We start from the raw sequence: 12532 nt of genomic DNA, 5'->3' as shown, positions 1-12532 counted from the left end.
CTACCCCCATCGATATTGATGAACTTGTAAGGCTTACAGAATTCCCTCCCGGCGTGGTTTTGACGATTTTGCTTGAACTTGAACTAGCAGGCAGAATAGAACGCCATTTTGGAAACAGGGTTTCCTTCGCGAGTTAGTCTCTCTATATATGGCAAATTGCACTCTTGTACTGAGCCGTTAAAAAAAGAAGGTCTGTGGTATTTCTATGAATGTAGTGGTCGTTGAGTCTCCTGCGAAAGCAAAGACAATAAATAAATATCTCGGCTCGGACTATACTGTCCTGGCATCCTACGGTCACATCCGCGATCTGCCGTCTAAAGACGGGTCAGTTAAACCGGATGAAGATTTTGCAATGGATTATCAAAATGATGCAAAATCTGCCAAGCATATCAAAGCAATAGCAGATGCTCTTAAGGGCGCTGAAAATCTGTACCTCGCCACTGACCCGGATCGCGAAGGAGAAGCGATCGCCTGGCATGTCATGAAGGTGATGGAAGAAAAAAAGAAATTAAAAGACGCTAAAGTAAGCCGTGTCGTCTTTAACGAGATTACGAAAAAAGCCGTCTTGGACGGGATCGCAAATCCACGCGAACTGGACATGAATCTGGTGAATGCCCAACAGGCTCGTCGGGCACTCGATTATCTGGTTGGCTTTACCTTATCACCTGTTTTGTGGCGAAAACTGCCCGGCGCTAAGTCTGCGGGACGGGTTCAGTCGGTTGCTCTGCGGCTGATTTGTGAGCGTGAATTGGAAATTGAGGCCTTCAAGGCCGAAGAATACTGGACGATTGATGCGGATTTTCTGAACGACAAGAAATCCAAAATCACAGCCCGCCTCACGTATCTTGACGACAAAAAGCTCGATAAGTTTTCTTTACCGGATGAAGCAACGGCGAAAGCCGCCGCAGAAAAAGTACGTGCTGGGACGTTCCATGTACAAAGCGTCACGAAAAAACCGGCGAAACGAAACCCATCCCCCCCCTTTACGACATCCACGTTACAGCAGGAAGCATCGCGTAAACTTGGATTTGGTGCCAAGCGCACCATGATGGTTGCACAGAAATTATATGAAGGGTTTGATGTGGGCGGAGAAACAGCCGGCCTGATCACTTATATGAGAACAGACGGCGTGACACTTGCCAATGAAGCAATCCACGCCTGCCGGGACGTTATCGCCGCTGAATATGGACCGGAATTTGTTCCAAGCTCGCCGCGTGCTTACAAAACAAAGTCCAAGAATGCTCAGGAAGCGCACGAAGCAATCCGCCCCACTGACTTATCCCGCACACCCGCGCAAGCCGCGCGGTATCTGGATCAGGAACATCTGAAACTGTATGAACTGATCTGGAAACGGACAATTGCCAGTCAGATGGAAAGTGCGCAGATGGAACGCACGACCATTGATTTTCAGGATGGTGCAGGTCAAACCCTACGCGCAACAGGAAGTGTAGTTCGTTTTGCAGGCTTTTTGAAACTATACGAAGAAGGACAGGATGACACCAAGGATGACGAGGGCGGAAAACGACTGCCTGCCGTTTCCGAAGGGGAAACCATGTCCACGGAAATCGTCCGCGAAGACCAGCATTTCACAGAACCGGCCCCACGCTATTCAGAGGCCAGTCTTGTCAAGAAACTCGAAGAACTGGGCATTGGCCGGCCGTCCACTTACGCCTCGATTATCTCTGTCCTGCAAGACCGGGATTATGTTGTACTGGATCAAAAACGGTTTAAGCCAGAAGACAAAGGCCAGTTGGTAACAGCCTTTCTATCCTCGTTCTTTACGCGATATGTAGAGTATGATTTCACAGCTCAACTCGAAGAACGGCTGGATGATATTTCAGATGCCAAGATTGACTGGAAGCAGGTTTTGCGTGATTTCTGGAATGACTTCAGCCTTTCTGTTGATGGAACAGCAGAGCTTCGGGTAACTGACGTTCTCGAGGAATTGAACCGCGTTCTTGGTCCTCATGTGTTTCCTGAAGTTGAGGAAGGTAAAGATCCGCGTGCCTGCACAAAATGTGAAGATGGCCGCCTTTCCCTGAAAACCGGCCGGTTTGGCGCATTTATTGGTTGCTCGAACTATCCTGAATGTCGTTTCACCCGACAATTGGGAGCGGCAAATTCAGAGAACGGATCCTCGGATGTTGATGATGGGCCCAAGGAACTTGGGATCGATCCCGCGACAGAATTGATGATCACCCTGCGCAAAGGACCTTATGGTCCTTACTTGCAATTGGGCGAACCTGAACCAAAGAAAAAGCCGAAACGCGTTTCCATTCCAAAGGACATTCCACTGGAAGACATCGATTTCGAGATGGCTGTCCAGTTAATGGCCTTGCCACGGGAAATTGGTCCCCATCCAGAAACAGGAACAATGATCACAGCAGGCCTTGGCCGATACGGTCCTTATGTGGAATGCGATAAAAAATATGGCAAATTGACGAGCGGAATGGAAGTTCTGACCGTTGGGATGAACCGGGCGGTTGAACTGCTGGCCGCGGCAAAAACCCGCGGTGGCGCAGGTCGGGCGGCCCCTCCCTTGCGTGTTGTCGGGAAACACCCGGACGACGAAGCTGATATTAATGTAAAAGATGGCCGTTATGGCCCTTACGTCACCCATGGTGGCATCAACGCGACGATCCCTAAAGGATCTGACCCGATGACCATTACTTTGGAAGAGGCTGTAAAGCTTCTGGTAGACCGTGCCGCAAAAAGCGGAAAAAAGCCCAAGCTAGCGAAGAAAACCGCAGCAAAGAAAACTACGGCTAAAAAAGCGCCTGCCAAGAAGAAAGCCCCGGCAAAGAAAAAAGCTCCTGCGAAAAAGAAAACAGCAGAGAGTGACGATTAACAGCGGTACTGACCGCAGAAAAAGATAATTTGACCAAAGACATAAAGAACCCGAGTTACTTACCAACCAAAGATCAGGTGCGCACTTTCATCGAAGAAAGTGACGCCCCGGTTGGCAAACGGGAAATTGCGAAAGCCTTTAATATTAAAGGCGCCGATCGCATATATTTGAAAAAAATCCTTAAAGAGCTGGTTACGGATGGGGCGCTTGAAAAAGGCCGCGGGCAGTCATTGGCCGCCGCGGGAAGCCTTCCCAGCGTTGCCGTGATTGACATCATACGCCTTGACGAAAATGGCGAGCCCATTGGCAAACCGGTAAAATGGGACGATGAGACACCAGCACCAACCATTTACGTGGGCCTGCAAAAAAAGCGGGGGGTTAAAGCGGTTGCCGTTGGCGATCGATATCTGGCCAAGTTGACCAAGCAGCCAGATGGCTCGTATGAAGCAACGGTCATCCGTCACCTGACGGCCGCGAGCGGGCCCGTGCTTGGTGTCTATACCAGCACCGGCAAAAATGGGCGAGTTCAGCCGACCGACCGAAAAAATAAAAAAGAAGTCATCATTTTGGAAGAGCATTCCATGGGGGCACAATCGGGAGAAGTGGTCCTTGTGGATATCCTGCCCGGCCGTCATTTTGGAACGCCTGAAGGCAAAGTGACAGAGCGTATCGGACCATTAGGCGATTCCCGATCCCTAAGCCTGATTGCCATCCATGCCCACGGCATCCCCCACGAATTCAGTGACACAGTCAAAAAAGAAGCATTAGCTGCAAAACCTGTCGAACTTGCGGATCGAACCGATTTACGCGATTTGCCGATTTTGACCATCGACCCCGAAGATGCACGAGATAGAGATGACGCAGTTTGGGCGCAACGGGATGAAAGTCCTGAAAATTCAGGTGGCTGGCAAGTCATCGTGGCAATCGCGGATGTGGCCCATTATGTCACTTCTGGGTCAGAATTGGATAAGTCAGCCCGTTTGCGCGGCAACTCGGTTTATTTCCCTGACAGGGTTGTCCCTATGCTTCCCCACGAACTGTCCAGCGACTTGTGCTCCCTGCATGACAATGTGGACCGACCTGTCATGGCCGTCAAAATGTGGTTTGATGCAAACGGCAACAAGATCCGCCATAAATTTATGCGGGCGCTGATCAACTCCTGTGCGTCCCTCACATACCGGCAGGCCCAGAACGCCTATGAAGGGCATCCTGACCATGTCACAGAAGAGCTTGCCCAGACGGTTATAAAACCATTATTTGGCGCCTATGAAGCCTTGAAAAAGGCACGGGATAAACGCCAACCCCTTAATCTGGAACTTCCAGAACGAAAAATTGAACTGAACGAAGATGGGTTTATTAAAGCTGTCCATAAAAAAGTTCGCTTTGCCGCTCATATGATGATTGAAGAGTTTATGATTCAGGCAAATGTATGTGCCGCGGAGACCCTCAATCAACTTCGGCGGCCCTGCATGTTCCGGGTTCATGAACCGCCTGATCGGGAAAAGCTGGAAGGATTGCAGGAAATCCTGTCGGAAATGAACATTAGCTTTGCCAAAGGGCAAGTCCTTCAAACGGCGACGTTCAACAGAATTTTGGCGCAAGCCGAGAACGAGACGGACAAAGAGCTGGTCAGTACTCTGGTCCTGCGCTCTCAATCACAGGCGGTCTATAGCCCGGATAACAAGCACCATTTTGGCTTGCACCTGAAAAACTACGCCCATTTCACCTCACCAATTCGGCGTTATGCAGACCTATTGGTCCACCGAAGCCTCATCTCCGGCCTTGGGCTGGGCAATGATGGCCTGACCAACGAAGACGCTGAAAATTTCGACGATATTGGGGTTCATATCTCTGGACTTGAACGCCGTGCAATGGTTGCGGAACGTCAAACCATGGATCGTTTCACGGCCGTTTTTCTTGCCAACAAGGTCAATGAAATTTTTCAAGCAAAAATTACGGGTGTTACGCGGGCGGGCTTGTTCTTTTCGCTGGACGAAACCGGTGCCGATGCGTTTGCTCCTATCTCGACCATTGGGCATGACTTTTTTGTATATGACGAAAAAAACCATTCTCTTTTTGGCGAGCGGACAGGTGTCACTTATCGACTGTCCGACCGGTTAGCTGTACAACTTCGTGAAGTAGACATTGCAACCGGCAGTATGATTGTCTCGATTGAAGACGGCTCCGGTCGCTCTTCCTATGACGCGGGGTCGCGGCGGAGAAAACGCAATGCAGCTCCTGGAAAGCCCGGAACCCCCGGTAAGAAGTCTTTTTCCAAGAAGAAGAAAACGATGCCAAAGGGTAAGAAGCGGGCGGCGGCAAAGAAAGCAAGAAATACCTGATATGCATTGACCCAAATCAATGCAAATTGCGGCAGAGTGTCGCAATGGCGGTTTCGTGATCCCATAGACATAGGCTTCCTGTTATACTCTACGCAAATAACAGGAAGCATTATACTACTATGAGCAACACTTCATCGGAACGATCTTTGGCCGCATCCCTTCGCAAAGGCTTCATGCGTCGCTGTCCTGATTGCGGAAAAGGTCGGATTTTTAAAGGATATATCAAAGTTAATCACACGTGTGACCATTGTGGTCTGGAGTTATTCCATCAACGTGCTGATGATGCTCCCCCATATTTTACGATGATGATTGTGCTTCATTTTATCGTGTCGGGCCTGTTGTTCGTTGAAAAAACATACAGCCCTGAAACATGGGTTCATATGGTCATCTGGTTTCCGGTGGCAATTCTGTCATCGCTTGTTTTGCTGCCCCATATCAAAGGCGCCTTGATCGGTCTTCAATGGGCTCGTAAAATGCATGGGTTTGATGAAGAGGCAACCGGATATTCTGCCCAGCAGATAGACTAATCACCAGCCATTCCCTGAGGCAACTCTGGACTTTTTTCTCGATAAAAGGCATCCTTAAGCTCAAAAAAGGATGTTTAGAGAATGACCGATAAGAAAAATCGAAGCGTGGCGGAGAACCGCAGCTCAAATACGAAAGCGCCTCGGCCGAAAGACGCGGCCACAATTATCATTTACCGCCAGCAACCAGACCGAACCGAGATTCTGATGGGTGAACGCAGCGGCCGGCACAGCTTTATGCCAAACACTTATGTTTTTCCCGGTGGACGGGTTGATCCACATGATTCCCGTATTGTCCCGGCGCGAGACCTTCGCCCAGATGTCATGCACCGCCTAGAACGGGGCGGGTGCAGTCCGGCCCGCGCCCGCGCCCTCGCGGTTGCCGCCATTCGTGAAACGTTTGAAGAAACAGGGTTACGCATCGCAGCTTCCTATGATCGGGCGCGTCGATCGCGTGTTCAGGTTTGGAATGAATTTGGAACCAAGACCTGCGGGCCAGACCTGTCAGAGCTGGATTATATCGCACGCGCTGTCACCCCTCCGATGCGCAAGAAACGATTTAACACACGCTTCTTCGTCTATAATGGCGAAAATATCGCGGGAGATTTAGGCGGAACCGGCGAACTGCTGGACATGAAATGGGTAACGATTGATGAAGCCCTTGAACTTGATATCCCCCTGATCACAGAATACATCCTGACCCAAGTCAGAGAGTTTCTCGACACTCATCCCGGAAGGAAACCCGAGATACCGGTGAAACTGTTTAAGATGGTGCGGGGCCAACGGGTTTTTACAACGGAATGACGACACGAAAAGCGCATGGAAAGCCAGCGGTTCCAAAAGATTCCGCAAGCCTTGTTTTATATCGCAGTCGTAACAACGGCATCGAAGTTTTAATGGGCAAACGCGCCAAAGGCCATCGTTTCCTTCCTGATGTTTACGTGTTTCCCGGAGGCCGGCTCGATGCCAGTGATTTTTCGCATCCGGTCAAGCGCCCCCTGCAGGCGCATGTCAAACAACGGCTGTCCCATCCAGGAGACATGGCAACAGCCCTCGCATGTGCCGCTGTGCGCGAGACGTGGGAAGAAACCGGGCTTGTACTTGGCGATATGCATAGCGACACTTTGGTGGCTGATCTTGCCGGGATCGATTATTTCGCCCGGGCTATCACACCTGCACAAAGTCCAATCCGCTTTAACAGCCGGTTCATGCTGGCCGATGCTGAGCACGCCAAAGGAGATTTGGCCGGCTCGGGCGAACTGGTTGATCTGGGATGGTATAGCCTTCATGACGCGCTCAACATGCCGGTGGTTGACATCACCGAGTTTGTCTTGGAAAAAATGATCCGTTCAACAGAAAACGGATCTTTAAACATTTCCCATTTTTCTCTATTTACCTATATCAAAGGAAAATCTGTCGTTCGTCAGGAAACACTGTGAATCTAGCCAATAGAGACCGCAACCGGGCGATCGTCGCTATCATTACGTCCGTCACTGTAATGGCTGTTTCACTAAGCCTTTCTATCCCTTTGATTTCACTCACCATGAATAAAAACGGTATTGGAAGTGACCTGATCGGCGTCATGGGGGCAATGCCATCGCTTGCCTTTCTCTTTTTCTCACCTGTAGTTCCGCATCTAACGCACAAATTTGGGACAGGCACAGTTCTTTGGGCCGCGCTTATATTGTGCAGCGGTTCCATTTTCGCCCTTGGACTGAATGATAATCTGATTTTCTGGTTTTTCCTCCGTTTGACCATGGGCATTGCTATGGCAGCGCTGTTTCTGATCAGTGAAACCTGGATCAATCAAGTGGCAGAAGACAGCAAGCGGGGGCGTACTGTTGCGATCTATGTCTCGTTCATGACCCTTGGATTTGCCTTGGGTCCGGTCCTCATCAATTTTATCGGAACCGAAGGCAATCGGCCCTTTTTCATAGCAGGCGGAATTATTGCCTCTGCAAGTGTTATGTTTCTATATTCCCACGGAACCTTTCCAAAGCTTTCGGGGCAAAGCCATTTTTCCGTCTTTTCATTCCTTAAACTTGCCCCGATGATTTGCGCTGCGGCGTTGCTGGTTGCCATTTTTGACGGATCGGTTTTAACACTCCTGCCGGTTTACGGCGTTTTATCCGGCATGCCTGAAAAAACGGCGGTTTTGATGTCGAGTGTCTTATTGGCGGGAAATATCCTGTTACAATTTCCCATAGGCTGGATTGCTGACCGGATTGGCCACTACAAAGTGATTCTTTTCTGTGGGGTCGTTGGCATCCTTGGCGCCCTGTTTTTGCCGCTCCTTATCGCCATCCCCTATCTCCTGTGGCCAATGCTTGTGATTTGGGGTGGTGCGGTCGTTGGAACCTATACAATTGCCCTGGTGATCATGGGCCGGCTCTTCAGAGGGGCTGACCTTATTACCGCAAATGCCGCCGCAGGCATTCTGTGGGGGGCTGGAGGTCTTATTGGCCCTCTTGTGGGAGGGTATGCAATGAAAGTCTATGAACCGCATGGTATGCCCCTCTTCTTTGCTCTGGTGTGCCTTCTGTTTGTGTTATTGTCGATATGGCAAGTCTATTGGAAACCCATGAAATCAATATAAAAGACAAATGACAGGAAAAATGCTCATGTTGCACTTGACTTGTTGAATTAAATCCGTATTTTCCGGGCTTCAATATTTAATTCTCCTGCGATGTGGCAGGCGAAAGACGGAGTTTCGGACATGGCTAAGCCGACCACATTAAAGATCAAACTGGTAAGCACTGCGGGTACAGGTTTCTATTATGTGACCAAAAAGAACCCTCGCACACTGACTGAGAAAATGGTGATGCGGAAGTATGACCCAGTTGTTCGCAAGCACGTGGAATTCAAAGAAGCGAAAATCAAGTAAATTTTCTCTTCTAGAACAGCGTGTATTACACGACTGATCCTATTCAAAACCCTGGCTTTTGCCGGGGTTTTTTATGCGATCCTGAGTTGTTTTAGAAAAGAATAGAAGGTAGACGCCCGATCTCAGGCGCCAGTATTGGTTACGACCCGATTACGACCGTCCCGCTTGGCTTGATAGAGTGCATCATCTGCACGCTTCATAATACTGTCTGTGGTATCCTCCGGCGTCGACATGGTCACACCGATAGAGCACGTAATATCCAACGAAATCGAACCGCGGGACACCTCAAAAGGATAGTCGGCGATTTCGCAACGCAAACGCTCCGCAACCCCATTTGCGACAGCAAGGTCCGTGTCGGGCATCACCACAACAAATTCCTCTCCACCAAAGCGGCAGGCCAAATCAATCCCCCGCACACTTTTACCAATACGCCCGGAAAACGCTTTTAAAACGTCGTCCCCTGCCTCGTGGCCATGCGTATCGTTCACCTCTTTAAAAAAGTCGATATCCATGATGAGTATAGAAACTGATTTAAACTCGGTTTTTACTTTTTGCAGCTGGGTATCAAGATGGTTGGTCATGTAACGGCGGTTATATAGCCCCGTAAGACCGTCTGTAACAGCCAGCTCCATACTCCTATGGTAATTATGGCGAAGGCGGTCCTGGTACTGTTTGCGCAATACCTGCGTTCGGGTCCTGACAATTAGTTCGTTGCTGTCAATTGGACGCATCACGTAATCATTAACACCCAGATCAAGACCCTTAACAAGTTTATCCGCATCAGAGTCATCGACAAGCGTCAAGATCGGTAATTGCCGTGTTTCTTCAAAGGTACGGATCCGCGAGCAAAGACGCAAGGGATCAAAACTAACGGCGCTCATACTGACAATCGCCAGATCGAAATCACCGCCACGCGCCAGAACCAGCGCTTCTTCCATATTGCCTTCGATTGTCACATCATAATTGTCGCTAAATACCTTTAGAAGCTGGGAAGCGGAAAACTCGTTGTCATCGATGGCAAGCAGGCGACCGCGATGCACGGCGTCAGGGTGATCCTCGCTGTTCAAAACGCCCAGATCCTGACTTGTTTCCTCACGCAGGCGGAACTCGTCCATCATCATTTTCAAGCGCAACAAAGATTTAACCCGCGCAAATAGCGCAACATCGTCAACCGGTTTTGTCAGGAAATCATCAGCGCCCGCCTCTAATCCCTGCACCCGGTCCGCCGCTTCACTTAGCGCTGTCACCATGACGACAGGGATATGTGCCGTTGTTGGGTCGGCCTTCAAACGTTTACAAACCTCAAATCCATCCATCTGAGGCATCATCACGTCAAGAAGGACCAGATCAGGTGATTTATCTTTGGCAAGTTCCAGCGCATCAAGGCCATTATATGCGGTTATTACATCGTAATATTCCACAGAGAGCTTGGCTTCGAGAATTTTAACGTTCGGGACAACGTCATCGACTACTAAAATGCGTGCAGACATATTCTTAGTTCAGAAAGCCTTTAACGGTTTCAATAAAATTTCCGACGGAAATTGGCTTGGCAATATAGGCTTCACAGCCTCCTTCACGAATTTTCTCTTCGTCACCTTTCATGGCAAAAGCAGTAACCGCAATGATCGGTATCGATCTTAGGTCTTCGTCTTCCTTAATCCATTTTGTAACTTCCAACCCGGATACTTCTGGAAGCTGAATATCCATCAAGATCAAATCAGGTTGGTGCTGGCGTGCCAATGACAAAGCCTCCATGCCATCTTTGGTTTGCAAAGTAGCATATCCATGCGCTTCCAAAAGATCATGAAACAACTTCATGTTCAATTCATTGTCTTCAACAATTAGAACTGTTTTCTTGAGTTCCGCATTCATATTTTTGGTCGCCTTTTTGCCGATGCCTGACACAGATCAGATTATTTTTTAATTCTACACTAGTATTTCAGACAAACATTTACCTAATTATTAACCATAACCCGAAATCATTCGTTTTAGGAGATTATTGACATTATCAACAGACAAATAGCAGAAATTTATTTAAAATTCTGTTACTTTGGCTCTTTGAAAGATTAAAATTTACGATGAATCAAGAACTTGCTGAGATTACGGCCCTTCAGGCAGTAGCCTATATTCTTGGGCAGGAGAAACAAAGAGACTGGTTGATGAACGAAACCGGTTTATCTCCTTCGGACTTCATTCAGTCCGCTGACTCTCCTGAAATTCTGGCAGGTGTTTTGGATTTTGTGCTCGCTCATGAAGAGATGCTCATTGACTTTTGTTCGGCGCAGAACATCGACCCCGCTCAGCCAGCGAAAGCCCGCCGATTTTTCCCCGGCGCCGTATTGGAGTACTAAAATTATGCCCGTGAACATTCATGAGGCCGTTAAACCACAATTGTCGAGCATCGACGTCGACCCGGATCGCCCACTGATCATTTCCGATGCCGATGAAGTTCTTTTTAATTTCATGCACGGCTTGGAAATTTTTCTGCGCGAAAACGACATGTTTTTCGACTGGTCGTCTTTCGCCCTTCATGGGAATATCCGTTATAATGAGGACAAAAGTCCTGTTGCCAAAGAAACGATCCCCGGTTTGCTGGATCAGTTTTTTGACACCCATTGCCACAGAATACCTGCAGTCGCCGGTGCCGCTGAACAGCTTGAAAAACTAAGCCAGCAAGCTCAGATCGTTATTCTGAGCAACATTCCCCCGCAATATGCGGATAAACGGCGCGAGGGCCTTGTTAAAAATGGCATGGATTTTCCATTGATTGCCAATGTTGGCGCCAAGGGGCATGTGGTTGAATATCTGACCCGCGACCTCAAACACCCATCTTTCTTCATCGATGATATTCCGACTAATCATAGCTCTGTTCTCAAGCATGCTAAACATGTAGAACGCTTGCATTATGTTGCTGATGATCGGCTTTCGCGGATGCTGGCTCAGGCTGAAGACAGCCACGTCCGGCTCAACAGTTGGCCGGATATCCACAATCATATCGTTCAGAAAATTGAAAATAGCAGGTAACGTTTTATGCGAATTGGGGTGGATTTAGGTGGCACAAAGACAGAAATAATTGTTCTCTCTGATGCTGGAGAAGAGTGTTTTCGCACCCGAAAAACAACACCGCGCGGTAATTATTCCGACATTGTAGACAATATCGTTGAGTTGGTTTCTGAAGCGGAAAAAGAAACAAACAGCCAAAGTTCAATCGGCATCGGTATTCCAGGATCCGTTTCCAAGCATACAGGATTAATCAAGGGAAACGCGAACACGACGGAGCTTATCGGGCATGACCTTAAAGGCGATGTCGAACGTATGACTGGCCGCCCCACCCGACTTGCAAATGATGCCAACTGTTTTGCGTTATCTGAAGCAACCGATGGTGCGGCGGCAGGCGCGTCTGTTGTATTTGGCATCATTCTGGGAACGGGTGTCGGTGGTGGTATCGTTGTGAACGGTGAAATCATTCCCGGCCTTAACTCCATTGCTGGTGAATGGGGTCACACGCCCCTGCCCTGGGCTAATCAGAATGAACGCCCCGGCCCAGACTGTTATTGCGGCCAAAAAGGATGTATCGAGACCTTTCTTTCCGGACCGGGCTTAAGCAAATCCCATGATCCGGTTGGTGCGAAAGGACCGACCGCGAAGGAAATTGCCGCCATGGCCGCGCTTGGGGATGCCGCGGCGATACGAACGATAACAACCTATGAACGTCGTTTGGCAAAAGCATTGGCGGGCATTATTAATGTTCTGGATCCTGACATAATTGTCTGTGGCGGTGGTCTTTCCAATATGGACAACCTATACACCCGCGTTCCCGAACTCTTGCAGGCTTATAGTTTCTCTGGCCCACTTGAAACAAAGCTGGTAAAGGCGAAATATGGGGATTCCTCGGGCGTCCGGGGTGCGGCTTGGCTTTGGCCGCTCGACTGAT

General features: G+C 49.1%; 12 protein-coding genes and 1 pseudogene. 11 read left to right on the top strand and 2 right to left on the bottom strand.

Going from position 1 to position 12532, the window contains the following annotated elements; all coding sequences use genetic code 11:
• The 8 genes and pseudogenes from ACJAYR_RS02355 to rpmG all read left to right on the top strand — a co-directional run.
• Positions 1-137, top strand: a pseudogene (locus tag ACJAYR_RS02355) (DNA-protecting protein DprA); the annotation flags it as partial.
• Between the two features lie 68 nt (positions 138-205).
• On the top strand, positions 206-2848 hold the full coding sequence (gene topA, locus ACJAYR_RS02350; RefSeq protein ID WP_415235108.1) for a type I DNA topoisomerase: 2643 nt from the start codon (positions 206-208) through the stop codon (positions 2846-2848).
• 29 nt (positions 2849-2877) lie between these two features.
• Positions 2878-5190: a ribonuclease R gene (gene rnr, locus ACJAYR_RS02345; protein WP_415235107.1), complete on the top strand. Its 2313-nt coding sequence runs from the start codon at positions 2878-2880 to the stop codon at positions 5188-5190.
• A gap of 119 nt (positions 5191-5309) precedes the next feature.
• Positions 5310-5717, top strand: coding sequence for a DUF983 domain-containing protein (locus ACJAYR_RS02340; RefSeq protein ID WP_415235106.1), 408 nt, complete (start codon positions 5310-5312; stop codon positions 5715-5717).
• Between the two features lie 81 nt (positions 5718-5798).
• The gene (locus ACJAYR_RS02335) at positions 5799-6518 is read left to right on the top strand and encodes an NUDIX hydrolase (protein ID WP_415235105.1); all 720 of its coding nucleotides are present in this window, start codon (positions 5799-5801) and stop codon (positions 6516-6518) included.
• Entirely contained in the window at positions 6515-7153 is a 639-nt protein-coding gene (locus ACJAYR_RS02330; protein ID WP_415235104.1) for an NUDIX hydrolase, read from the top strand. The genes ACJAYR_RS02335 and ACJAYR_RS02330 overlap by 4 nt, the downstream gene beginning before the upstream one ends.
• Complete coding sequence (locus ACJAYR_RS02325) at positions 7150-8310, top strand: MFS transporter (RefSeq protein ID WP_415235103.1); 1161 nt, start codon at positions 7150-7152, stop codon at positions 8308-8310. Before ACJAYR_RS02330 ends, ACJAYR_RS02325 begins: the two co-directional genes overlap by 4 nt.
• Positions 8311-8430: 120 nt before the next feature.
• A complete protein-coding gene (gene rpmG, locus ACJAYR_RS02320) occupies positions 8431-8598 on the top strand; it encodes a 50S ribosomal protein L33 (RefSeq protein ID WP_169544820.1) in 168 nt (55 codons plus the stop codon).
• Positions 8599-8720: 122 nt separating this feature from the next.
• On the opposite strand, the gene ACJAYR_RS02315 is transcribed toward rpmG, so the two are convergent.
• Positions 8721-10088, bottom strand: coding sequence for a PleD family two-component system response regulator (locus tag ACJAYR_RS02315; protein WP_415235102.1), 1368 nt, complete (start codon positions 10086-10088; stop codon positions 8721-8723).
• A 4-nt stretch (positions 10089-10092) separates the two neighbouring features.
• Positions 10093-10470 carry a response regulator gene (locus tag ACJAYR_RS02310; RefSeq protein WP_169544818.1) on the bottom strand — a complete coding sequence of 126 codons (378 nt, stop codon included), beginning with the start codon at positions 10468-10470 and terminating at the stop codon, positions 10093-10095.
• Positions 10471-10676: 206 nt separating this feature from the next.
• Here ACJAYR_RS02310 and ACJAYR_RS02305 point away from each other — a divergent pair, with 206 nt between their 5' ends.
• The 3 genes from ACJAYR_RS02305 to ACJAYR_RS02295 are packed head-to-tail and all read left to right on the top strand — an operon-like array spanning position 10677 to position 12531.
• Positions 10677-10949: a DUF3572 domain-containing protein gene (locus tag ACJAYR_RS02305; RefSeq protein WP_415235101.1), complete on the top strand. Its 273-nt coding sequence runs from the start codon at positions 10677-10679 to the stop codon at positions 10947-10949.
• Positions 10950-10953: 4 nt separating this feature from the next.
• The gene (locus ACJAYR_RS02300; RefSeq protein ID WP_415235100.1) at positions 10954-11622 is read left to right on the top strand and encodes a hypothetical protein; all 669 of its coding nucleotides are present in this window, start codon (positions 10954-10956) and stop codon (positions 11620-11622) included.
• Positions 11623-11628: 6 nt separating this feature from the next.
• Entirely contained in the window at positions 11629-12531 is a 903-nt protein-coding gene (locus ACJAYR_RS02295; RefSeq protein ID WP_415235099.1) for an ROK family protein, read from the top strand.
• The last annotated feature ends 1 nt before the right edge of the window (position 12532 follow it).

Source organism: Sneathiella sp. (assembly GCF_047631475.1).
Taxonomy (GTDB): Bacteria; Pseudomonadota; Alphaproteobacteria; order Sneathiellales; family Sneathiellaceae; genus Sneathiella.
The sequence above is the reverse complement of the archived record's forward strand: the minus strand, read 5'-3'. Positions and strand labels throughout refer to the sequence as shown.

What these genes read in the sequence shown, in the direction of transcription:
- topA (WP_415235108.1), top strand. Translation starts at nt 206, where the DNA reads ATGAATGTAGTGGTCGTTGAGTCTCCTGCGAAAGCAAAGACAATAAAT.
- ACJAYR_RS02340 (WP_415235106.1), top strand. Translation starts at nt 5,310, where the DNA reads ATGAGCAACACTTCATCGGAACGATCTTTGGCCGCATCCCTTCGCAAA.
- ACJAYR_RS02335 (WP_415235105.1), top strand. Translation starts at nt 5,799, where the DNA reads ATGACCGATAAGAAAAATCGAAGCGTGGCGGAGAACCGCAGCTCAAAT.
- ACJAYR_RS02330 (WP_415235104.1), top strand. Translation starts at nt 6,515, where the DNA reads ATGACGACACGAAAAGCGCATGGAAAGCCAGCGGTTCCAAAAGATTCC.
- rpmG (WP_169544820.1), top strand. Translation starts at nt 8,431, where the DNA reads ATGGCTAAGCCGACCACATTAAAGATCAAACTGGTAAGCACTGCGGGT.
- ACJAYR_RS02315 (WP_415235102.1), bottom strand. Translation starts at nt 10,088, where the DNA reads ATGTCTGCACGCATTTTAGTAGTCGATGACGTTGTCCCGAACGTTAAA.
- ACJAYR_RS02310 (WP_169544818.1), bottom strand. Translation starts at nt 10,470, where the DNA reads ATGAATGCGGAACTCAAGAAAACAGTTCTAATTGTTGAAGACAATGAA.
- ACJAYR_RS02305 (WP_415235101.1), top strand. Translation starts at nt 10,677, where the DNA reads ATGAATCAAGAACTTGCTGAGATTACGGCCCTTCAGGCAGTAGCCTAT.
- ACJAYR_RS02300 (WP_415235100.1), top strand. Translation starts at nt 10,954, where the DNA reads ATGCCCGTGAACATTCATGAGGCCGTTAAACCACAATTGTCGAGCATC.
- ACJAYR_RS02295 (WP_415235099.1), top strand. Translation starts at nt 11,629, where the DNA reads ATGCGAATTGGGGTGGATTTAGGTGGCACAAAGACAGAAATAATTGTT.